This is a genomic window from Erwinia persicina, from assembly GCF_014838825.1.
Taxonomy (GTDB): Bacteria; Pseudomonadota; Gammaproteobacteria; order Enterobacterales; family Enterobacteriaceae; genus Erwinia; species Erwinia persicina_A.
In genome coordinates, this window is the sequence record NZ_JACYMO010000002.1 from 508,011 (window position 1) to 528,409 (window position 20,399).

Annotated in this window: 21 protein-coding genes; 9 read left to right on the forward strand and 12 right to left on the reverse strand. The window is 55.9% G+C overall.

Features of this window, described 5'->3' with window-relative positions; translation table 11 throughout:
* Positions 1-266: 266 nt before the first annotated feature.
* Both ygbI and IFU29_RS08455 read left to right on the forward strand, forming a co-directional pair.
* Entirely contained in the window at positions 267-1,031 is a 765-nt protein-coding gene (gene ygbI / locus IFU29_RS08450; RefSeq protein WP_191933518.1) for a DNA-binding transcriptional repressor YgbI, read from the forward strand.
* Between the two features lie 171 nt (positions 1,032-1,202).
* Positions 1,203-1,448 carry a hypothetical protein gene (locus IFU29_RS08455; RefSeq protein ID WP_191933519.1) on the forward strand — a complete coding sequence of 82 codons (246 nt, stop codon included), beginning with the start codon at positions 1,203-1,205 and terminating at the stop codon, positions 1,446-1,448.
* Between the two features lie 222 nt (positions 1,449-1,670).
* Here the strand turns inward: IFU29_RS08455 and IFU29_RS08460 are convergent, their stop codons facing one another.
* A complete protein-coding gene (locus IFU29_RS08460; protein ID WP_244633655.1) occupies positions 1,671-2,771 on the reverse strand; it encodes a hypothetical protein in 1,101 nt (366 codons plus the stop codon).
* A 238-nt stretch (positions 2,772-3,009) separates the two neighbouring features.
* Here IFU29_RS08460 and IFU29_RS08465 point away from each other — a divergent pair, with 238 nt between their 5' ends.
* On the forward strand, positions 3,010-4,095 hold the full coding sequence (locus tag IFU29_RS08465) for a malate/lactate/ureidoglycolate dehydrogenase (protein ID WP_191933520.1): 1,086 nt from the start codon (positions 3,010-3,012) through the stop codon (positions 4,093-4,095).
* Positions 4,096-4,129: 34 nt separating this feature from the next.
* On the opposite strand, the gene IFU29_RS08470 is transcribed toward IFU29_RS08465, so the two are convergent.
* On the reverse strand, positions 4,130-4,753 hold the full coding sequence (locus tag IFU29_RS08470) for a LysE family translocator (protein WP_191933521.1): 624 nt from the start codon (positions 4,751-4,753) through the stop codon (positions 4,130-4,132).
* A 752-nt stretch (positions 4,754-5,505) separates the two neighbouring features.
* On the opposite strand from IFU29_RS08470, the gene IFU29_RS08475 reads away from it, so the two are divergent.
* From IFU29_RS08475 to IFU29_RS08495, 5 genes are all read left to right on the forward strand, one after another.
* Positions 5,506-6,930, forward strand: coding sequence for a cytochrome ubiquinol oxidase subunit I (locus IFU29_RS08475; protein WP_191933522.1), 1,425 nt, complete (start codon positions 5,506-5,508; stop codon positions 6,928-6,930).
* Position 6,931: 1 nt separating this feature from the next.
* Entirely contained in the window at positions 6,932-7,939 is a 1,008-nt protein-coding gene (cydB, locus tag IFU29_RS08480; RefSeq protein WP_191933523.1) for a cytochrome d ubiquinol oxidase subunit II, read from the forward strand.
* 168 nt (positions 7,940-8,107) lie between these two features.
* Positions 8,108-8,362, forward strand: coding sequence for a CsbD family protein (locus IFU29_RS08485; protein WP_191933524.1), 255 nt, complete (start codon positions 8,108-8,110; stop codon positions 8,360-8,362).
* Between the two features lie 164 nt (positions 8,363-8,526).
* The gene (locus IFU29_RS08490) at positions 8,527-8,880 is read left to right on the forward strand and encodes a carbohydrate porin (RefSeq protein WP_191933525.1); all 354 of its coding nucleotides are present in this window, start codon (positions 8,527-8,529) and stop codon (positions 8,878-8,880) included.
* A 387-nt stretch (positions 8,881-9,267) separates the two neighbouring features.
* The gene (locus IFU29_RS08495) at positions 9,268-10,515 is read left to right on the forward strand and encodes a carbohydrate porin (RefSeq protein WP_191933667.1); all 1,248 of its coding nucleotides are present in this window, start codon (positions 9,268-9,270) and stop codon (positions 10,513-10,515) included.
* Between the two features lie 55 nt (positions 10,516-10,570).
* Here the strand turns inward: IFU29_RS08495 and fetB are convergent, their stop codons facing one another.
* From fetB to IFU29_RS22640, 10 genes are read right to left on the reverse strand one after another with little or no spacing between them, the layout of a single operon-like run.
* Positions 10,571-11,329 (reverse strand): iron efflux ABC transporter permease subunit FetB, encoded by a 759-nt coding sequence (gene fetB / locus IFU29_RS08500; protein ID WP_191933526.1) that lies wholly within the window; start codon positions 11,327-11,329, stop codon positions 10,571-10,573.
* Positions 11,316-11,981, reverse strand: coding sequence for an iron efflux ABC transporter ATP-binding subunit FetA (fetA, locus tag IFU29_RS08505; RefSeq protein ID WP_191933527.1), 666 nt, complete (start codon positions 11,979-11,981; stop codon positions 11,316-11,318). The genes fetB and fetA overlap by 14 nt, the downstream gene beginning before the upstream one ends.
* A gap of 43 nt (positions 11,982-12,024) precedes the next feature.
* Positions 12,025-12,411 (reverse strand): 4-amino-4-deoxy-L-arabinose-phosphoundecaprenol flippase subunit ArnF, encoded by a 387-nt coding sequence (gene arnF / locus IFU29_RS08510; protein WP_191933528.1) that lies wholly within the window; start codon positions 12,409-12,411, stop codon positions 12,025-12,027.
* Positions 12,411-12,734: a 4-amino-4-deoxy-L-arabinose-phosphoundecaprenol flippase subunit ArnE gene (gene arnE / locus IFU29_RS08515; protein WP_191933529.1), complete on the reverse strand. Its 324-nt coding sequence runs from the start codon at positions 12,732-12,734 to the stop codon at positions 12,411-12,413. Before arnE ends, arnF begins: the two co-directional genes overlap by 1 nt.
* The gene (gene arnT, locus IFU29_RS08520; protein ID WP_191933530.1) at positions 12,731-14,392 is read right to left on the reverse strand and encodes a lipid IV(A) 4-amino-4-deoxy-L-arabinosyltransferase; all 1,662 of its coding nucleotides are present in this window, start codon (positions 14,390-14,392) and stop codon (positions 12,731-12,733) included. Before arnT ends, arnE begins: the two co-directional genes overlap by 4 nt.
* A 6-nt stretch (positions 14,393-14,398) precedes the next feature.
* Complete coding sequence (gene arnD, locus IFU29_RS08525; protein WP_191933531.1) at positions 14,399-15,292, reverse strand: 4-deoxy-4-formamido-L-arabinose-phosphoundecaprenol deformylase; 894 nt, start codon at positions 15,290-15,292, stop codon at positions 14,399-14,401.
* Entirely contained in the window at positions 15,289-17,271 is a 1,983-nt protein-coding gene (gene arnA, locus IFU29_RS08530; RefSeq protein ID WP_191933532.1) for a bifunctional UDP-4-amino-4-deoxy-L-arabinose formyltransferase/UDP-glucuronic acid oxidase ArnA, read from the reverse strand. The genes arnD and arnA overlap by 4 nt, the downstream gene beginning before the upstream one ends.
* Positions 17,268-18,245, reverse strand: a complete 978-nt coding sequence (arnC, locus tag IFU29_RS08535) for an undecaprenyl-phosphate 4-deoxy-4-formamido-L-arabinose transferase (protein WP_191933533.1) — start codon at positions 18,243-18,245, stop codon at positions 17,268-17,270. Before arnC ends, arnA begins: the two co-directional genes overlap by 4 nt.
* 1 nt (position 18,246) lies before the next feature.
* Positions 18,247-19,386, reverse strand: a complete 1,140-nt coding sequence (arnB, locus tag IFU29_RS08540; RefSeq protein WP_191933534.1) for a UDP-4-amino-4-deoxy-L-arabinose aminotransferase — start codon at positions 19,384-19,386, stop codon at positions 18,247-18,249.
* A 26-nt stretch (positions 19,387-19,412) separates the two neighbouring features.
* Complete coding sequence (locus tag IFU29_RS22640) at positions 19,413-19,535, reverse strand: hypothetical protein (RefSeq protein WP_274604284.1); 123 nt, start codon at positions 19,533-19,535, stop codon at positions 19,413-19,415.
* 361 nt (positions 19,536-19,896) lie between these two features.
* Here IFU29_RS22640 and IFU29_RS08545 point away from each other — a divergent pair, with 361 nt between their 5' ends.
* Positions 19,897-20,364, forward strand: coding sequence for a pyridoxamine 5-phosphate oxidase (locus IFU29_RS08545; RefSeq protein WP_191933535.1), 468 nt, complete (start codon positions 19,897-19,899; stop codon positions 20,362-20,364).
* Positions 20,365-20,399 lie beyond the last annotated feature (35 nt).

A 20,399-nucleotide genomic window follows, 5' to 3' on the forward strand; every position in this document is an offset into this window, starting at 1 on the left:
TATAGGCGTTTTATCCGGCAGTTTTGGTGATGAGTATCACAATAATTAACATAATCACTTTCGATTTAACAAGAATTAACACAGCGCCATTAACACGCTCTGATACTAAAATCAGCCTCTTATCATCATGTTAAGTAGGATAATCAGAATGTATCGGGCACCTGACTTCACTATAACGTGATAAATTGAGAAAAATTGTGGTGCAGAGGAGCATTGCCCTCCTTTACACTCAGCGCAGCATCCAGGCAGACCCATCAGGAGTAAGTATGATCCCGGTAGAACGACATCAACAAATTTTAGCGCTGGTGCAGGAACGTGGTGTGGTGAGCATTGCCGAACTGACCGAGCGGCTGGCCGTCTCGCACATGACCATTCGCCGCGATCTGCAAAAACTGGAGGAGCAGGGTGCCGTCCTGATGGTCTCAGGAGGGGTACGTTCGACAGAGCGTCTGTCCAGCGAGCCGACGCACCAGGATAAAACCAGCATGTTCAGCCTGGAAAAGCAGGCCATTGGTGCTGCGGCCGCCCGCCATATTCCCCGTAACAGCTGCATCTACCTTGATGCAGGCACTACCACGCTGGCGCTGGCGCGGGAGCTGGGAACGCGTGACGACCTGCTGATTATCACCAATGATTTCGTTATTGCTCATTTCCTGATCGAAACCAGCCAGTGCAGGATGATCCATACCGGGGGAACGCTGTGCCGGGATAACCGCTCGTGCGTGGGGGAGGCAGCAGCACAGGCGCTGCGCGGTCTTTCAGTAGATATTGCGTTTATCTCAGCTTCCTGCTGGGGAATGCGTGGGATCTTTACGCCTGATGAAGAAAAAATTGCGGTAAAACGGGCCGTGAGTGAGGTCACCCGCAAGCGCGTTCTGCTGGCCGACAGTTCAAAATATAATAAAATTGCCACCTTCCTCGCCCTGCCGCTGACCCAGTTTGATGCTGTCATCACCGATCCGCATCTGCCCGCACCCGCGCGCCAGGAGCTGGCCAGACTGGAACTGGATGTCACGCTGGCAGAGTCATAACGGCCATAATGCGGCGACAAACACGGCAAGATTTATGCGAACAGGATCACGCTCTTTCAAATCTTTACCTTACAGACGGGGAGGAAAGTGGCGGGTGTTACTAAACTTATCAGGTCATTTTAAAGACTCACTTGCTCCACTTTCCCACTGAAAAGGTTACAAGGAGATCTTATGAGCACAATAAATACCAGCCTCGGCCGTTACAGCCTGTCAGCCAAAAATGCGGGCACCCATATTATCGGGTCGATTGCGATCAATGATGAAGGCGGCACGCAGCTGACGTCACAGGAATTTAATGAACACGATCTGGACGATGTAGTCAATAACGTGATTTTCCCGATTACCGGCGGCAACCGGGCGATCGCCAGTGCCCTGCGTGAGGAGATGATTAAAGCCGGATTTTCAAGACAACATTAAGCCTGTTATGGGTGATTTAGTGCTAAATAATCTGAATTGAATCCGCATTGTACCGTTAGCTTCACATTTTACGTCATCAATCGATTTAGCCGATCGATCCCCCTGAATCGATCTGTATAAACGCTTATTATTTCTACGGAAAAAGTGCGATCATTAATTGCTATATAATAAATGGCAAAGTCAGATGAATAGTTTTTTTGCCCACCTCAGCGTGGGCACTTTTTATTGTGCCGCCGGAGGAAGCTGACTGTTATCAGCAGGTTCGGGTAAATATACCGCCTCCCCTTCCTGCGCACGTCCTGACGTACTCTTACGCACCAGGAACACGGGCGCGGCCAGAAACAGCAGCAGACTGCCGGACATACCACAAATCACCAGACCAATCAGTCCTAACCATCCCTCCCCCGCCGTGAGACCGGCAGCGACCAGAGAAAGCAGGAAAAAGAACATCAGCGTCATGCTGACCGGCCAGATATTGACGATGTCCATATCACTCAGAGACATTTTCACCGGTTTCGCTGCCAATTGTGCCTCGCGTTTTTCCGCTTCTATCGTTTCATTCAGCGCCTGTAAATCCACGCAGGGCGCAACAAAATCCTCCGCCTGCTGAGGGTGATGCAACTCATCAAATATGCGGGCAACAGGGGGAAAAGTCTGCGGCCAGCTGGCGCTGTGGACGCCATACGTCGCCAGCGCCGGCAGTGAAATGCGCGGCCAGTGGAGCGCCTGAAGGTAGCGGTCGTTGAGGACAACCCAGCTCTGCCGGGTCGAACCATGGGTGACATGGTAAAGCTTAAAGCGATCCGCCGGCGGATAGGACAGATAGGTCACGCGGGCGGTGATGGCCGGAATATGTCGCTGGCGGCAATAGTTAACCCTGCTCTGCCCCTGTACCGCCAGCAGTACAGCCAGCGCAGAAATAAAATAGTAAGAGGTGCTTTCAGCCGCATGCGGTCCATTCAGATGCTCCCGCAGCTTCTCTTCGCTGTTGCCGCTGAGATGATCGGGCCACCAGCGCCAGCTGCGGCCGATAACCTGTTCGGTGGGAACCTGGTAGACCCCCATCGGCTCGGTCTCGGATGGCAAAATGGCAAACGGGAATACTTTGCTGAAAAACGTCAGCGCATCATCCGGGCCATTCCATTCGCCGCTGGCTTCCAGACCGTGCAGGTTCGCCGTCAGTTCACCCCAGCCCACTTTACCCAGCATATCAATCTGATATTTGGTATCGGCCAGCCGTTTCCCCAGCAGCATGATCTCACGCGGAATGGCAGACAGATCCAGTGAGGGAATAATGCTGGGATCGTTGTGTTCACTTTCCATACGGCTGTTTTACCCCAAAAGCATTTTGCTTCAGCGCAAAAATTTGGCTTTAGTCAAAAAAGTCAATATATATCAATGCAATAGTATAGATATCAATCACCAGAATTAGCAATATCTCATGCAGTATTGCCTGAATTTTCCTGATAATAAAAAGCCCTGCTGCGTAAAAATTAAACGGACAAACGTCAATTATTCGTTTAAAAATAAACAGTAACCTTCATTATTTTAAGGAAAAAAGATGAGTCAGAAACAGAAGGAGTTACGGATCGATCACCACCGCTTACAAACCCTGGTACAGCGCCTGTGGCAATACGCAGGCAGCAGCGAACAGGAGGCACAGCGCGTGGCGGAACATCTGGTGGCCGCGAATCTTGCCGGGCACGACTCGCACGGCGTCGGGATGATCCCCAGCTATATGATCTCCAGAGCGCAGGGACACCTGAAACTGAACCAGCGTTTACAGATTGCGAAAGATGCTGGCGCAGTGATCACCGTTGACGGCGGTCAGGGTTTTGGCCAGGTGATGGCCGCAGAAGCGATGACGCTGGCTATCGACCGCACCCGCGATCTGGGAATGTGTGCCGTTGCGCTGCGTCGTTCGCACCATATCGGCCGAATCGGCCACTGGGCTGAACAGTGCGCGCGCGCCGGGTTTATCTCTTTCCACTTTGTTAACGTAGTGGGCGATCCGATGGTGGCCCCGTTTAACGGCAGCGACCGCCGCTTTGGCACCAATCCGTTTTGTGCGGTCTTCCCGCGTCCGGGAAAACCGCCGCTGCTGCTCGATTTTGCCACCAGCGGTATCGCCTTTGGTAAAACGCGGGTGGCCTGGAATAAAGGGCTGGAGGTTGCGCCAGGTTATCTGATTGACCACCTGGGTCAACCGGCCGTCGATCCCGGCGTCATGCATGAAGCGCCTTATGGTTCACTGCGGGCGTTTGGCCTGCATAAAGGCTATGCGCTGGCGGTGATGTGTGAAGTGCTCGGCGGAGCGCTGTCCGGCGGACAAACCACGCACCCGCAGTCGCTGCAAACATCGGCGGAAGCCATTTTTAACAGTATGACCACCGTGGTGCTCGATCCGGCCGCCTTTGATGCCCCGGCACTACAGCAGGAAGCAGATGCCTTTATTGACTGGGTAAAAGCCTCACCGCAGGCGGGCGACAACCCGATTCTTATCCCCGGTGAGTGGGAAGAGGCGCAGCGCGCAGCGCGCCGGCAGCACGGTATTCCGGTTGATGCCAACACCTGGCAGCAGATTTGCCAGGCCGCGCGCGAAGCCGGGATGCCGCAAGACGAGTTGGACGCCTGTCCGGCGGCCTGATGCGCGGGCGACCCTGAGGGTCGCCCGCCCGGAGCTAGCGGGAAAACAGCAGTTTCAGACCGGCGAAGGTAAAGAACGCAGCAAAAATGCCCTCAATTGCCCGGCGGCACCGGCGATAACCCCGGCTCATCGCCGCGGTGGAGAACAGCAGCGCGTAGCTGCTAAAAACCAGGATCCCCAGTAGCGCACAACCGCCGACAATCAGCAGCAGCACGCCGGGGGCTGCATCGGGTCGGATACCGAGTGACATGATTGCCGTCCACACCAGAATAGCCTTGGGATTACCCAGATGCAGCAACAGACCACGGCGATAGAGCGACAGGGCTGAACCCGATGACGCCCGCTGTACCGCTGCGACCTCTCCCCGGCGCGCCGCGCTACGGGCGGCTTTCCACGCCATCCACAGCAGATAAATACCGCCGGCTACTTTGATCACCACAATCGCCTGTGCCCAGGCCTGAAGCAGTGCAGACAGCCCGGTAGCCACCAGCAGTGCCCAGCACAGCGAACCGGTAATGACGCCAAAGGCCAGCATCAGTGCCGGGCGACGTCCCTGGCTCATCGCCACAGCCATGATCGCCATATTACTCGGACCCGGACTTGCCGTACCCAGCAGGTAGGCCATATACACCGGTAACAACATCAAAAAGGTTTCCATCTGACTCCCGCTCCTGACACTTTTTTACGGTTATATCATGGACACTAACATCACACCACAGCCCACCATTCAAGATGAACTTTCTTGATTTCCAGCAAGAATCGAACAGATAAACGCCATCAATTTGTAACTAAATGATTCAAATTACATATTTGTGTGTATTACAACTTTAACAACTGCGCGCCGTCCGCAGACGTGCTTTACGGCAAAAGCCGTACAGTAAAGCTAAAAAAAGCAGTTACGGATCGGGGATAAATAAGCAGTTAAAACATAACAGTAAATACACATATTATTCACAAGTTGTGGCAAACCTTATGGCTATTATAATAATGAGGTGTAAACACTCTTTTTTATAGCCTTAAAAGCTATATTAATAGCCGCACCACTGCGGTTATTTTAAGGCTTTCCCCCCGTGCTATTGCGCAACAAGCGATCGCATTTTCCGTCAAAAAAAAGCTTTTACGACATAAAGATACAGCATTTTCACATCTGGGCAGCATCCTACTATCTTGCGTTAACAATAATTTTCGCTGATTTAACCTGCTGATGAAACAATTACTCGTAATAATCGTTACTGTTATAGGCCGGTTCACTATTACTGTTGCTACTTCTTCACCCGTTTTGGTTTTAAGATCCCATTTCCGATGAGAAGTCCCCAGCTGACAAATTTTCTTTTTTGCACTATTTCACCTATTTGTTAACTGTGGGTAGAAAAATAAAAGGCCGTAGTTCATGTTAGATCGAGGTAAGCAATGTTCGGATTAGATGCGTTCCATCTGGCGAGGATACAGTTTGGTTTCACCGTAGCCTTCCACATTCTCTTCCCCGCCATCACCATCGGCCTGGCCAGTTTTCTGGCCGTGCTCGAAGGTCTGTGGCTGAAAAGCAAAAATGAGGTTTATCGCGACCTCTATCATTTCTGGTCAAAAATCTTTGCCGTTAACTTCGGCATGGGCGTAGTTTCTGGCCTGGTCATGGCCTACCAGTTCGGCACCAACTGGGCGGGTTTCTCGCAGTTTGCTGGCAGTATTACCGGCCCACTGCTGACCTATGAAGTGCTTACCGCGTTCTTCCTTGAGGCGGGGTTCCTCGGCGTGATGCTGTTTGGCTGGAACCGCGTCAGCCGTGGCCTGCACTTTTTCTCTACCTGCATGGTGGCGCTTGGCACGATCATCTCCACCTTCTGGATCCTGGCCTCTAACAGCTGGATGCAGACGCCGCAGGGCTATGCGCTGGAAAACGGTATCGTCATCCCGGTAGACTGGTTTAAAGTCATCTTTAACCCGTCCTTCCCATACCGCCTGCTGCATATGTCCGTGGCCGCCTTCCTGGTGACCGCTTTCTTTGTGGGTGCCTCGGCCGCTTATCACCTGCTGCGTAAAAATGACACCCCGGCCGTACGCAAAATGCTGTCGATGTCCCTGTGGATGGCGCTGATCGTTTCGCCCATTCAGGCGATGATTGGTGACGCTCACGGCCTGAACACGCTGGAACATCAGCCGGCCAAAATCGCAGCCATCGAGGGGCACTGGGAAAACCGTCCGGGTGAATCCACCCCGCTGATCCTGTTTGGTATCCCGGATATGAAAGAGGAGCGCACCAAGTATGCGGTGGAAATTCCTTACCTCGGCAGCCTGATCCTGACCCACAGCCTGGACAAGCAGGTACCGGCTCTGAAGTCCTTCCCGAAAGAGGACCGCCCTGATTCTACGGTGGTATTCTGGTCCTTCCGCGTTATGGTCGGGCTGGGAATGCTGATGATCCTGCTGGGTGCCGTCAGCCTTTGGATGCGTCGCGGCCAGCGCCTCTACACCTCGCGTCCGTTCCTGTGTTTTGTCCTGCTGATGGGGCCTTCCGGTCTGATTGCACTGGTAGCAGGCTGGATCACCACGGAGATGGGCCGTCAGCCCTGGGTGATTTACGGCCTGCTGCGCACCCGTGATGCCGTATCTCTGCACAGTACGCTACAGATGAGCATCAGCCTGATCGTCTTCCTGCTGGTCTACTGCGCCGTATTTGGTGTGGGTTACAGCTATCTGGCTAATCTGATCAAGAAAGGTCCACAGACCGGTGAAGGTCATCCGCCAGCAGACGGCGGCCCGGGCACATCACATACGCCGGCTCGTCCGCTGTCTGCGGTGAAAGAAAAATTACAGTCGTCACAGGAGGAGAAGTAAGGTGGGTATCGATCTCTCAATTATCTGGTTTACCATCATCATCTTCGCCACCCTGATGTACATCATCATGGATGGTTTCGATCTCGGTATCGGCATCCTGTTCCCGTTCAATAAAGATCCCATTGAACGCGATATGATGGTTAACACCGTCGCTCCGGTTTGGGATGGTAACGAAACCTGGCTGGTACTGGGCGGAGCGGCACTGTTTGGCGCGTTCCCCCTGGCTTACGCGGTGATCACCTCTGCGCTCGCCGTCCCGCTGACCATCATGCTGATCGGCCTGATTTTCCGCGGCGTGGCCTTTGAGTTCCGCTTTAAAGCGACCGAAGAGCACCGTCCGTTTTGGGATAAGGCATTTATCGGCGGCTCGTTTGTTGCCACCTTCAGCCAGGGTGTGGTACTGGGTGCGGTCATTAATGGCTTCGAAGTGACGGACCGCACTTACAGCGGCCCGGCACTGGCCTGGCTGACGCCGTTTACGCTGTTCTGCGGTGTGGGTCTGGTTCTGGCCTACGCTCTGCTGGGCAGCACCTGGCTTATCATGAAAACTGAAAATGAACTGCACCGTAAAATGACGGCGCTGACCCGGCCGCTGCTGATCGCACTGCTGGTGGTGATCGCCATCGTCAGTATCTGGACGCCGCTGGCCCACACCAATATTATGCACCGTTGGTTCACCCTGCCTAATCTGTTCTGGTTCCTGCCGGTGCCCTTACTGGTGCTGGCAGCCGCCTGGGGTCTGTGGCGTTCGCTGCTGCGCCACGCGCACTACACCCCGTTCCTGCTGACGCTGGCGCTGGTGTTCCTCGGCTTTACCGGGCTGGGTATCAGCATCTGGCCGTATATCATTCCACCGTCCATCACCATCTGGCAGGCTGCCTCACCGCCGCAGAGTCAGGGCTTTATGCTGGTCGGTGCCCTGCTGATTATTCCGGTCATCCTGGTGTACACCTTCTGGAGCTACTACGTGTTCCGCGGCAAAATCAAGCCGGACGAAGGCTATCACTGAGGATCGACAAACGATCATCGTGTCAGGAGGGGGGAGTCATCCCCCCTCTTTTTTTGTCCGTTGCTGACCTTTTCATTCATACTTTTACACATAACACCCCGGTAAAGCCCGCCAGATGGTCTACGCTTAAAGTCGTTACAGGAAATCATGCCATCAAAAGGAGGCACAATGAGTCTGTTTGATAAAGCGAACGATAAAGCACAAGAAGCCATCGGCAAAGGTCAGGAAGAGTTTGGTAAAGCCGTAGACTCGCCAGAGCATGAATTCAGAGGCAAAGTCCGTCAGCAGGCCGCCAAAGCCTCCTACGCCGTTGATGACGCACTGGACTGCGTGAAAACAAAAACGCAGGAGTCACCACTGGTTTCTCTGGTGATTGCTGCGGGTGTTGGCTTCCTTGCGGCCAAAATATTCGGCCGCCGTTAAGCCCTAAAATATCTTTCTGAACGCCCCTTGTGGGCGTTTTTTTTATTTGTTTCGCCCAGGATTTTCACCGTCGCATTAAACATTGAAACGGCCGCAGCGAGTTGTGATGTACTGATCGGGTAAAGAAATCATCCTGATGGTTAATCGCAGAACGAGGTGAAATCATGGAAAGAACATCACATCTGAACCAGTATCTGTATGCCGCCAGTCTGGCAGCGCTGCTGCTTGCCAGTGGTGCGTCGGCCAGAACACCGCTACGGCTTCCGCACTACCAGGCCGCGCCTGTGGAAAGTCTTACCACGGATGCGAACGCGTATAAGATCCCCGAAGAGTATCGTAATAACAAACCCCAGCCGCTGATGCGGGGCGATGGATTTAATTACAACCTCTATTACAACTATCGTTTAACGCCCCATATTATTCTGCGGCCTAATCTGCAACAGACCACAAAACCCGGCTCGGTGAGTGATGACGCCCATCTTTTCGTCGGTGGACTGAGCGCCGGGATTAACTTCTGATATCGTTAATACCCGTTTTGCCTGCCAGCAAAATGGGTATTTTCCCACCCCATTCACTCGTAGAAATATTTGCTAATCTTCGCTGTCACTTTTATACAAATAAATAACCACGCTAAATATTTTCAGCACAAAAATACACTCCCCGCTATTCGCACACATGGTGTCATAGCTTCCCGGCCATGAATTACGTGCGCCCGGGGACGAAAAAGCATTGTATCTCAAACAATCTGTACGGCTTTCTTCTCAGCAGAAAGTGCCCAGGACTTGTACAGATCAATAATAAAAAGGCGAAAAACAGTGACAAATAAACACGTATTTAAACATAAAATTTCCCCTCTTCTCTACAGCAGTGCCCTTTTCCTGGTCTCTACGGTGGCTAATGCCGATATGGCACCTCTTAGTATGGATTCCGATTATTTATTTGGTGACTGGGGTGGCTACCGTAGCGAACTGAAAAAGGAAGGCGTCGACTTTCAGGTAAACTACACCATGGAATCCGCCAGTAACCTTGCCGGGGGCTATAACACCTCTACCACTGCCCGCTATACCGATCAGTGGGCCTTTGGCACCAGCCTCGACCTGGAAAAGCTGCTCAACTGGGATGATACGCAGTTCCAGTTCACCATCACCAGCCGAAACGGGCGGGATCTGACCCAGCATATCAATGACCCGCGTACCGGCGGCCTCTCCTCGGTACAGGAAGTCTGGGGCCGTGGCCAGACCTGGCGTCTGACGCAGTTCTGGGTTAATAAAGGATTCTTTGACCATCTGGTGGAGATCAAAGCCGGTCGCGTTACCACGGGAGAGGACTTCGACTCATTCGACAGCAAGTTCGAAAACCTGGCCTTTGGTAGCGGTCAGCCGGGCAACTGGCGCGGTGACCGCTGGTATAACTGGCCAGTATCGCAGTGGGGAGGACGGATAAAACTGAACCTGCCGGATGATATGTTCTTCCAGGCAGGTTTCTATAATCAGAACCGGAATAATTACGATCGCGGCAACGGCTTCTACCTTGACGGCAGCCCGTCCCTGGGGAATATGGTGCCCTTCGAATTCGGCTGGAAACCCCTGCTTGGGGCGAACAGGCTGCCGGGCAACTACCGTATTGGTGGCTACTACTCTTCGGTAAACGGGGATAAATATTCCAGCTATCGCAATGGCGGCTACGGCAGGCAGGCGAAGGCCTACGGCGGATATGTACTGCTACAACAGCAAATGACTGCCACCGATGGCGATGTCAGCCGGGGGCTGGGCCTGACGGTACAGGCCGTTATGAACGATCATAAAACGTCGAAAACGGATAATTACCAGGCGGTAGAGTTAACGTGGAAAGGTCCCTTTGCCACCCGTGCGCAGGATGAGATCGGTTTTGGCGTGGCGCGTATTCACGTCAACAGCGACTACAGCAAAATGCAGCGCAGCACCAATCAGTTTAACGGCGAGTATGACTACAGCAGCCCGACCTATCTGCCCGTGCAGCACGGGTCAGAATGGAACTACGAAGTTTACTACAACGTTCACGCCACCCACTGGCTTGATCTGCGTCCCAGCCTCCAGTACGTCGCTTCACCCGGTGCCGTCTCTGGGGTGAAAGACGCCTTTATTGGCGGTCTGAGCGCCAATGTGAATTTCTGATGGTGACGGGCAGGCCCCGTGTTGTGGTCCGCCCAAAATGCGGTATCTGTTCAGGTTATTTCAGTTGAACGCGCGCCGTGTAGAATCGCCGGGCGGCCAGATAGCCGGCAATAATGGTCGACAGGCTGGCCGTTCCCAGTAGCATAAAGGTCACCATAATCTGGTATTTGATCGCTTTTACCGGATCAATACCGGCAAAGATCAGGCCGGACATCATGCCCGGTAAACTCACCAGACCGACGGTTTTTGCGGCGTCCACCGTGGGGATCATGGCCGCGCGGATGCTGTCGCGCAGGATAGCCGCCGAGGCCAGCTTCATGCCGGCCCCGAGACTGAGCATCTCTTCAACCCTCTGACGATTGTCGCTGAAGCGTTGGTTAAGGTTGCTGAAACACAGCCCCACCGCCACCATCGCATTACCGGCTATCATTCCCGAGATCGGGATGACCTGCATGGGGATAAAGGCGATCGCGCCGCTCAGTAGCAGAATGGTCAGCGTCAGCGTCGTTCCACAGCCCACCGCCACAAACGCAATCAGAAAGCCTCTGTCGATCGACCCGCTGCGTTTTTTCGCATTCAGCGCTGCGTTAACGCAGATAAACAACACCATCAGTACCGTCAGCCACTGGTGATCCACGTCGAAGATATACTTAAGCACAAAGCCGACGATAACCAGTTGGATGACAGCCCGCGTCACGCTCCAGAGAATATCTTTCTCCAGCCCCAGCCGCTCTTTGCTGCTCACCAGCAGCGCAATCACTACCAGCACCAGCGCCAGAGCCAGTGACGAATTGGTAATATTATGCTGGTCCATGCTCGCTCCCCTGCCCGGCGGGGCGCAGCGCAATGCGTCGCCTGCCATCGTCTGTCTCATGGCTGTCGTGGCTGATCCAGATAACCGCCGTGCCGTTACTCACCTGCTGGTTAATGATCGCCTGCACCGTCAGCTTATTCGCCTCATCCAGCGCGCTGCTGATCTCATCCAGCAGCAGGATCTGCGGAGGAAACTGCAGATGGCGTAGCAGCGCCACCCGCTGTTTCTCCCCGCCGGAGAGCTGATCAACAGGCTTATCCAGCATCTCTTCTGAGAGATTGATGCGCCGCAATTCACGGCCCAGATGCTGCCGGTCAGTCGCCTGCTGGCGGATCTGATAAGGCAGGGAAAGGTTGTCACACACCGTGCGGCCAAACAGCTGCGGCGTCTGAAACACGCAGGAGACCTGCTGACGGTAAGGCTCTGGCTTCAGCGTAACGATCGGCTGGCCGTGAAAGAGCACCTCGCCCCCGGTTGGCTCAAGCAGTGAGGCAATAATTTTTAACAACGTGGTTTTACCGGCTCCGGATGGCCCGGTCAGCCAGACGAATTCGCCGCGGTGAAGTTCAAAGGAGGCCGGCGCTAACAGGGTTTTCCCCTGGCGCACAAAAGTGACCTCCCTGGCCTGCAGGAGAGGGGGTAAAGCATCCATGTGATTAACCAGACTCTGAGTCATTAATCGGGTGATAATAACATTATCTGCGGCCGTTTTTCCCCGGAGAGAAAATCAGCAACAGCCCGCCGAGGATCAGCAGCGCGCCCGCCAGCTTGCCCCAGTGAAAGGCCTCATTCAGCCCCGGCAGCCAGAGGGCGACCAGCCAGACCAGCAGGTAGCTGAGACTTAACAGCGGATAGGCCTGGCTCAGGGGCAGACGCTGCAGGGCCAGCACCCAGCACAGCATGGACAGTCCGTAGGCCACCAGCCCGCCCACCAGCGCCAGTACCGGCCAGGAGAACGTAAAAAGCGTGTCAATAAACAGCCCTGTCTGACCCACCGGGGGCAGTTGCACCATGGCCCACTTCAGCACCAGCTGTGCGGCACTGACCAGCATTACGCTACAAAAGGCAAACAGCCACCCCATCAGGTATAGCTCCCCATTACCGCCACGCCCGCCACAATCAGTGCGATGCCCAGCGCATGACGCCACGGAATTATCTCTTTCCACAACCAGCGGGCGGCCAGAGAAACAAAAATAAAGTTAAGGCTCAACATCGGGTAAGCCACCCCCACCGGAACGGTTTGCAGTACCCGCAACCACACCAGCAGCGCCACGCCCAGCAGTACAATGCTCGCCGCCAGCCAGCCAAACAGGCCGCGACGATGAGCCTGGGCGGTGGCCTGTTTCTGACATAACTGGCCGCCACAACTCAGCAGGCTGGCCAGCACAATCAGCAGTAAATTCATGGCTGCTGACGGTAGAAGTAGAGCAGCATTCTGCCGCGCTGCACAATACGGTCAGGCGTGGGGATCCGCCCATCTATCTGCCGATCCTCACCGGACAGTTTCATTACCAGAGAGACGTTACCTTCACGGCGATGCTGATACAGCCACGACGCAAAATCGGGTGTGGTCACCAGCCGATCGGCCCCGCTGGCGTACCCTAAACCGTACTCAAGCTCTCCCGGCTGATCTAACATACGGATATCACTCCGTTTCAGCGACCAGGCCAGCGCCGAAGCCATGCCGGTGTTATTGGCCAGCACAAAGCGGCTCTGTTGCAGATCCTGACTGACGTCAGCAATAAACGGTTGTGGCTGCTTAGAGTTAATCACTTTGTCCGGGATGGCTGCCCCAATCACCAGTGCCAGACCGAGGGGACACAGTGCCGCCAGCCGCCAGTGTCTGGCGTTTCCAACCAGGCTGGCCGCCCCCACCAGCGCCCAGAACAGAAATGCGGTACTGCCCAGCAGCACTTTGATCAGCTCATGCTGGGCATAAGCAGGATGCTTTGCCAGGCCCCAGGGGGCCAGCACCAGCAGCATCACCAGCAGCAAGACCGTTCCTACCAGCAGGTTGAGCATCCCATTGAGTTTCAGCCCGTGTCGCCCCGCCGCCGCCAGCAACAGCGCATGGCGGGCCAGCAGCATCGCCAGCGGCGCAAAGCAGGGCAGAATATAGGTCGGCAGCTTGCCTTTCGCCACGCTGAAGAACAGCAGCGGCATCACCACCCAGCCCAGCAGATAAACCGCCCCCGGAGCCTCCTGCCGCTGTTGCCAGGCCCGCCGTAGTGCCCCCGGCAACAGCCCCAGCCACGGCAGCGTTCCGGCAATCAGCACCGGCAGGTAGTACCAGAACGGGGCCTTATGCTGGGCATTGCTCTCGGCAAAGCGCTGAATATGCTCGACCCAGAAGAAATAGCGCCAAAAATCTGGCTCCTGCCGGGCAATGCTGACTGACCAGGGGAGCGAGATGGCGACCGCACTCACCAGCGCCAGCGGCCCGAACAGCATCAGTTCTTTAAAGCGCCGCTGCCAGATCATCCACGGAACGACGGCCACCACCGGCACCGCCAGCGCCAGAAACCCTTTTGTCAGGAAACCCATGCCGCAGGCCAGGCCCAGCAGCAGCCAGCCTGCGACTTTCTGACGCCTGCTGCCCCCCTCCCCGACCAGCCAGAAGCTGCACATGGCAGCGGTCAGCCACAGGGTGATCATCGGGTCGAGTACGGCATAGGTCCCGATGCTGTACACCAGCATGCAGGTGAGGAAGATAACGGCGGACAGCACCGCCGTCGCCCGATCGTGCCACAGGCGCATCGCCAGCCAGCCGATCAGCAGCGCGCTGATCGAGACGGAAAATACGGAACCAAAGCGTACGGCAAAATTGGTGTGGCCGAATAGCCACTGACTGATGTTATTGATCCAGTACCCGGCAATCGGCTTTTCGAAGTAACGCAGGTCCAGAAAGTGAGGCACCACCCAGTTTCCACTGAGCAGCATTTCACGGCTGATCTCGGCATAGCGCACCTCATCCGGCTGCCACAGTGAGCGAAGCTCAAGGGGGATCAGATAATAGAGCACATACAGTACGGGCAGTAATAACGCATAACGGGTGGTTTTCATCCGCAATCACTCGACTCGTTGCTGGCATCCCAGCCAGCCTTCACGGCCGGGGAGACTACCCCGGACAATCTTACCCGTCGGCAGCTGCGACAGATCCTGCGGCAGCAGCTCGCCCAGCGGGCAGAAGCGAATACCCCGGCGACGCGCCTCGGTCAGCAGGGCGTCAAACATCTCCGCCAGCACGATCCCTTCCGCTTCCGCATGAATGGTGTAGACCGGCACGCCCTGCTGGCGGCTGATTTCATCAAGGATAAAGGCGTTATAGTCCTGACGGGCAATGCGCGTCCCCACCACTTCGTCCCAGGTGGGTAACGTCACCGGGATCTGCACAGTACCCGTCCGCCCGTCCGGCAGCAGCGGCAGGAAAGGTTCAGAGCCACGGCAGTCGCTGTTATAACGGAAGTTAAAAGGCTGTCTGGCAGCGACTACCCGGCCATCTGCCCGCCAGCCCGCCGCCGCCGAACAGGTCACCGGCTGCCCCGTCAGGGCAGTCAATGCGTCCACGCCCCGACGGATTTCTTCACTCAGCTTATCCGCAGACCATACGCCAGCCCAGGTCTGCCAGGCGAAATGATCCCAGGCGTGCAGCCCTACCTCATGCTGTATTGTCGCCTGGCGGATCACCTCTGCCAGCCCTTCCCCGATGCGACGTCCGGGCCAGGCCGTCCCTGCCAGCAGGATATCCCAGCCATAAAGCGAGGCGGCATCAGAGCGCAGCATTTTCCACAGAAAGCGCGGTTTCAGCAGACGCCAGAGATGCCGCCCCATATTGTCCGGGCCGACGCTGAAAAAAAAGCTGCCCCGGGTTTGCTGGCGCTCAAGAAGGGAGAGCAGGCGCGGCACACCGTCACGAGTGCCACGCCAGGTGTCTACATCAATGCGCAGACCGACGTTGATCATTCGGTGGTCTCACCCGGTTCCACGGTTTGCAGGAAGAAGTCCAGCGTGGCGTCAATAGTGAAGTTCATCGCCACTTCAGGCGTCCAGTTCAGCAGACGCTTCGCATTGCGGATGGACGGTTTGCGGTGCTCCACATCCTGATATCCTTTGCCATAGTAGCTGCTGCTTTCCACTTCGCGGAAACCGGCAAAAGGCGGAAAACGGTCGCGCAGCGGGTGACGCTCAAAGCTTTCCAGCAGTTGCTCAGCCAGCTCTTTAATGCTCGCCTCGTTGTCCGGATTACCGATGTTAATGATCTGGCCGTCACAGTTCTGCTGCTTGTTCTCAATGATCAGGAACAGCGCTTCAATGCCGTCACGAATATCGGTAAAGCAGCGTTTCTGACGCCCGCCGTCAATCAGCTTGATCGGCGAACCTTCCACCAGGTTCAGGATCAGCTGGGTAATGGCGCGCGAACTGCCAATACGGGCAGCATTAAGGTTATCCAGCCGTGGCCCCATCCAGTTGAACGGCCGGAACAGCGTAAAGCGCAGCCCCTCTTTTTCCCCGTAGGCCCAGATCACGCGGTCCAGCAGCTGTTTAGAGACGGAGTAGATCCACCGCTGCTTATTGATTGGCCCAACCACCAGGTTAGAGTGGTCTTCATCAAAGGTGGCATCCGTACTCATGCCATACACTTCCGAGGTCGACGGGAAGATAATGCGCTTTTTATACTTCACGCAGTCACGGATGATTTTCAGATTCTCTTCAAAATCCAGCTCAAACACGCGCAACGGGTTACGGGTATATTCAATCGGGGTGGCAATCGCCACCAGTGGCAGAACGACATCACATTTCTTGATGTGATATTCAATCCACTCGGAGTGAATGCTGATATCCCCTTCAACGAAGTGGAAACGATCGTGACCAATAAAGCGACTAATGGCGTCGGAACCAATATCCAGACCAAAGATCTCAAAATTATCATCGGCCAGCAGGCGTTCGGTCAGATGGTTACCGATAAAGCCATTGACACCGAGGATCAGTACGCGGGTCCGGCGTTTCGCTGCCGCTGCCGGCTGATTATGCAGCAGCGCACCCGCCACCAGCCCCAGCGTCTGCGCCAGCTGGCTGCCCTGCATATACACGCCACTGTCGCTCTGGCCGGTAACCACTTCCAGCGCACCCTCTGCGCAGGCCACGACAAACGGTGAAACGCAGAGCACAGTTCCCGGTTTTGCCGCTGGCCAGTCATGGCGGATCTGCGACTGCCAGAGGATAAATTTCGCGCCGCCAACATAGCTGAAAGCACCCGGCCACGGATCGGTCACCGCACGCACAAGATTATGCACCTGCTGCACCGGCTGGTGCCAGTCAATGCGCCCGTCTTCCGGTGTCCGCCGTCCGACATAGGTGGCCTGGCTTTCATCCTGTTGAATCTCAGTGAAATCACCGCTCCGCAGGGCGGGAAGACTGCGCGTCAGCAGCGTTTTGGCGCTTTCACAGAGCTTGTAATGCAGCGTCAGCGCATTGTCTTCTGCTGCGATGACCACCTTTTCCCGCGCGATAATGGCCCCGGCGTCGGCACGTTTCACCATGCGGTGCAGCGTCACACCGGTTTCCTGTTCCCCGTTTACCAGCACCCAGTTAAGGGGAGCGCGTCCACGATATTTCGGCAGCAGCGAGGCATGGAGGTTGAAAGCTCCTGCCCGGGCGGCGCTGAGGATCTCCTCGTTCAGCATCTGTCGGTAGTGGAAAGAGAAAATGACATCCGGTTTCATCTCACGCAGGCGGTTAACCCACAGCGGATGATTCACCTCTTCCGGGGCATAAACCGGCACGCCGAGCTGGGCTGCGGTGCGCGCGACGGAACCGAAAAAGTGGTTTTCATGGGGATTATCCGCGTGTGTAAAAATGGCGCAGATGTCATAACCGGCTTCAGCCAGCGCCCGGATGCCTGCGCATCCCATATCATGGTAGGCAAAAACAACGGCTTTCATGAGGTTTTATCCTGTGTGGAATTGGCGTCGTGGCTGACAACGCGCTGAATAAAATAGCGGGGACGGGCACGCACATCGTTATAGATTCGCCCGATATACTCGCCAAGCAGCCCCATACCAACAAACTGTGCGCCGACAAAAATAAACAGGACGGCAAACAGCATAAACACCCCTTCTGCCGCCCACGCCGGGCCGAAAAACAGGCGCAGAGCAACCAGCAGCAGGGAAATGGCAAAGCCCGCCAGAGCAATCACGCTGCCAAAGACGCTTAACAGGCGCAGCGGCGTGGTCGTCAGGCAGGTAATCAGGTCATACATCAGGTTGATCAGCCGCATCAGGCTGTATTTCGAATCACCAAACTCTCGTTCGGCATGGTGCACCGGGATCTCCGTCGCACGGCGGGCAAAGGTATTGGCAAGGATCGGAATAAAGGTGCTGCGCTCGTGGCAGTGCAGCATGGCATCGACGATGTGGCGGCGGTAGGCGCGCAGCATACAGCCGTAGTCCCCCATCGCTTTGCCGGTAGTGCGCTGGATCAGGTGGTTGATCATGCGTGAGGCACACTTACGGAACCAGCTGTCCTGACGGTTCTGCCGCACGGTGCCCACCACGTCGTAGCCCTGACTGGCGGTTTCCACCAGCCGGGGGATCTCCTCCGGCGGATTTTGCAGATCGGCATCGAGGGTGATCACCAGATCGCCGGTGACGTGACTGAATCCGGCCATGATGGCGGAATGCTGGCCGTAGTTACGGTTAAGCAGTACCGCCACAATATGGCTGCCGGGCGCTTCAGCCGCCGCAACCAGCATATCGGCAGAGGCATCGCTGCTGCCGTCATCGACCAGCAGGATTTCATAGTCCAGCGCCAGCTGTGCGCAGGCGGCATCCGTACGGCGGATCAGTTCGGGCAGGCTCTCCTGCTCGTTATAGACCGGGATCACCACGGAGACTTTGTTGATTGGTTGTTCGGTCATGTTATTTCCTCACCAGCGCATGCAGTGCCGCAATGACGCGGCTGACATCTTCATCGGTCATGCCCGGAAACAGCGGAATCGAGCAGATGCGTTCTGAGTTCCACTCCGTATGCGGCAGGCTCAGGTGAGGAAAACGTTCGCGGTAATATTTTTGCGTGTGTGCGGCGCGGAAGTGCAGACCGCTACCGATCCCCTGGTCCTTCAGCGCCTGCATCAGAGCGTCGCGGTTCAGGCCACACCGTTCAGAATCAACGCGCAGAATAAACAGATGCCAGGCATGCTGATGCGGCCAGCTGGGCGGCGTGAGCGGCAGGAAGGGCGTCGTGGAAAGTTCATCGAGGTAACGCAGTGCAATCTGTTCGCGGCGGGCATTGTTCGCGGCCAGCTTATCCAGCTGCACCAGCGCAATCGCCGCATTAATGTCAGCAAGATTGTATTTAAACCCCGGGGAGATCACTTCGGCCTGCGGCGCACGGCCCTGAGTCTGACGGTCGAAAGCATCCACGCCCAGACCGTGAAACTTCAGGCTGCGCACGCGGTCAGCCAGCGCCTCATCGTCTGTCACCACCAGGCCGCCTTCCGCGCAGCTCATATTTTTAATCGCATGGAAGGAGAAAATCGCCGTTCCCCGGTCTCCGACGTGCCGCCCGCGATACGTGGTTCCTGCCGCGTGGGCCGCATCCTCGATAACGGCAATACCGTAACGCTGACCCAGCGCACGGATGGCATCAGTGTCAGCCGGAGCACCGGCATAGTGCACCGGAATAATGGCCCGGGTGCGCGGCGTGATGGCCGCTTCAATCAGCGCCGGGGTCACCATCAGCGTGTCGCGATCCACATCAATCATCACCGGGGTCGCCCCCAGCAGCACGATCATATTCAGCGTGGAAACCCAGGTCAGCGAGGGGGTGATCACCTCATCACCGGGCTGAATGCCCAGCGCCATCAGCGTGACGTGCATTCCGGCCGTGGCCGAGCTGACTGCAATAGCGTGACGGTTGCCGGTCAGCTGGCAAAAAGCCGCTTCAAGCTGCTGATTTTTCGGTCCGGTAGTGATCCAGCCGGAGCGCAGCACGTCGGCCACCGCGGCCAGTTCTTCCGCACCCATTGCCGGACGCGAGAAAGGCAAAAAGTCTGACATTGATTACTTCCATTAAACAATAAACATCACGAATGATTTTCAGCGCAGGCCCACAGGCGCGCCAGCGTCCGATCCTGTTCGGCATCCCGCCTTATCGCTTCCAGCCGGTGGCTGTCATCTTCCTGCGCCCGAATCGGGTATAAAAGCATCAAGCGCCACCTTCAAGGGTGATAAAGGCGCAAAAAGAGCTTACCAACACCCATATATATGGAGCCTAAATGAAAATACTTAGGGGAAGATTAAGGAGACGCTGCCGGTGGCCGATTAAATCAGTCTGGTTTACACGAAGTTTAGCTATAAAAGGGATGGTCAGGGGAACGGCATCGGATAAAACTAAAATATAAAAATAACTTCATTATTTTGTAGCAAAACATTTTAATTTTATCGGCAGGGAGTCGCTGAACGCAGACGGAGAAAAACAGGCGGGTACGGTTTCACCGATGAACAGACAGATGCAGGTCAGGACGATTGCAGGGTAAACTGGCTGCCTGACCCTTTAAGGAAGCGGATATGATCCCTGCCACTCACCTGCCAGACGCCCTGCTGGCGCTTCTCGACGGCTCCCTGCCCGCCAGCCACCGCCATCAGGCCATTCGCCTGTCCAGCGTAGGCGATAACGGCTGGCCCTATGCGGCACAGCTCAGCCTGGGCGAGATCATCGCCCGCTCACCGGGCGAACTGCTGTTTGCCATCTGGCCTGACTCCACCACCACCCGCAATCTGCGTCGCGACGGGAAAATGACCCTGGCGCTGGTGCTGGAGGGAGCCGTCGTCGAAGTCCAGGCGCAGGCCACCCTGCGTGACGAGACCCTGACCGACCTGGCGCTGGTGGTATTCCATGCGGAAGTGAAGCAGGTGATCGCCCATCGCGCGCCGTACGCAACGGTCACCAGCGGCCTGACGTTCCACCTGAAGGATGAGGCTGCGGCACTGATGCGCTGGCAGCAACAAATAGCTGCACTCAGGGCGCTGGCATAAAAAAAGGGCGACCCTGGGGTCGCCCTTTTTGCTTC

Coding starts and splice junctions, on each gene's coding strand:
- ygbI (WP_191933518.1), top strand. CDS start 267: ATGATCCCGGTAGAACGACATCAACAAATTTTAGCGCTGGTGCAGGAA.
- IFU29_RS08455 (WP_191933519.1), top strand. CDS start 1,203: ATGAGCACAATAAATACCAGCCTCGGCCGTTACAGCCTGTCAGCCAAA.
- IFU29_RS08460 (WP_244633655.1), bottom strand. CDS start 2,771: ATGGAAAGTGAACACAACGATCCCAGCATTATTCCCTCACTGGATCTG.
- IFU29_RS08465 (WP_191933520.1), top strand. CDS start 3,010: ATGAGTCAGAAACAGAAGGAGTTACGGATCGATCACCACCGCTTACAA.
- IFU29_RS08470 (WP_191933521.1), bottom strand. CDS start 4,753: ATGGAAACCTTTTTGATGTTGTTACCGGTGTATATGGCCTACCTGCTG.
- IFU29_RS08475 (WP_191933522.1), top strand. CDS start 5,506: ATGTTCGGATTAGATGCGTTCCATCTGGCGAGGATACAGTTTGGTTTC.
- IFU29_RS08485 (WP_191933524.1), top strand. CDS start 8,108: ATGAGTCTGTTTGATAAAGCGAACGATAAAGCACAAGAAGCCATCGGC.
- IFU29_RS08490 (WP_191933525.1), top strand. CDS start 8,527: ATGGAAAGAACATCACATCTGAACCAGTATCTGTATGCCGCCAGTCTG.
- IFU29_RS08495 (WP_191933667.1), top strand. CDS start 9,268: ATGGCACCTCTTAGTATGGATTCCGATTATTTATTTGGTGACTGGGGT.
- fetB (WP_191933526.1), bottom strand. CDS start 11,329: ATGGACCAGCATAATATTACCAATTCGTCACTGGCTCTGGCGCTGGTG.
- fetA (WP_191933527.1), bottom strand. CDS start 11,981: ATGGATGCTTTACCCCCTCTCCTGCAGGCCAGGGAGGTCACTTTTGTG.
- arnF (WP_191933528.1), bottom strand. CDS start 12,411: ATGGGGTGGCTGTTTGCCTTTTGTAGCGTAATGCTGGTCAGTGCCGCA.
- arnE (WP_191933529.1), bottom strand. CDS start 12,734: ATGAATTTACTGCTGATTGTGCTGGCCAGCCTGCTGAGTTGTGGCGGC.
- arnT (WP_191933530.1), bottom strand. CDS start 14,392: ATGAAAACCACCCGTTATGCGTTATTACTGCCCGTACTGTATGTGCTC.
- arnD (WP_191933531.1), bottom strand. CDS start 15,292: ATGATCAACGTCGGTCTGCGCATTGATGTAGACACCTGGCGTGGCACT.
- arnA (WP_191933532.1), bottom strand. CDS start 17,271: ATGAAAGCCGTTGTTTTTGCCTACCATGATATGGGATGCGCAGGCATC.
- arnC (WP_191933533.1), bottom strand. CDS start 18,245: ATGACCGAACAACCAATCAACAAAGTCTCCGTGGTGATCCCGGTCTAT.
- arnB (WP_191933534.1), bottom strand. CDS start 19,386: ATGTCAGACTTTTTGCCTTTCTCGCGTCCGGCAATGGGTGCGGAAGAA.
- IFU29_RS22640 (WP_274604284.1), bottom strand. CDS start 19,535: ATGCTTTTATACCCGATTCGGGCGCAGGAAGATGACAGCCACCGGCTG.
- IFU29_RS08545 (WP_191933535.1), top strand. CDS start 19,897: ATGATCCCTGCCACTCACCTGCCAGACGCCCTGCTGGCGCTTCTCGAC.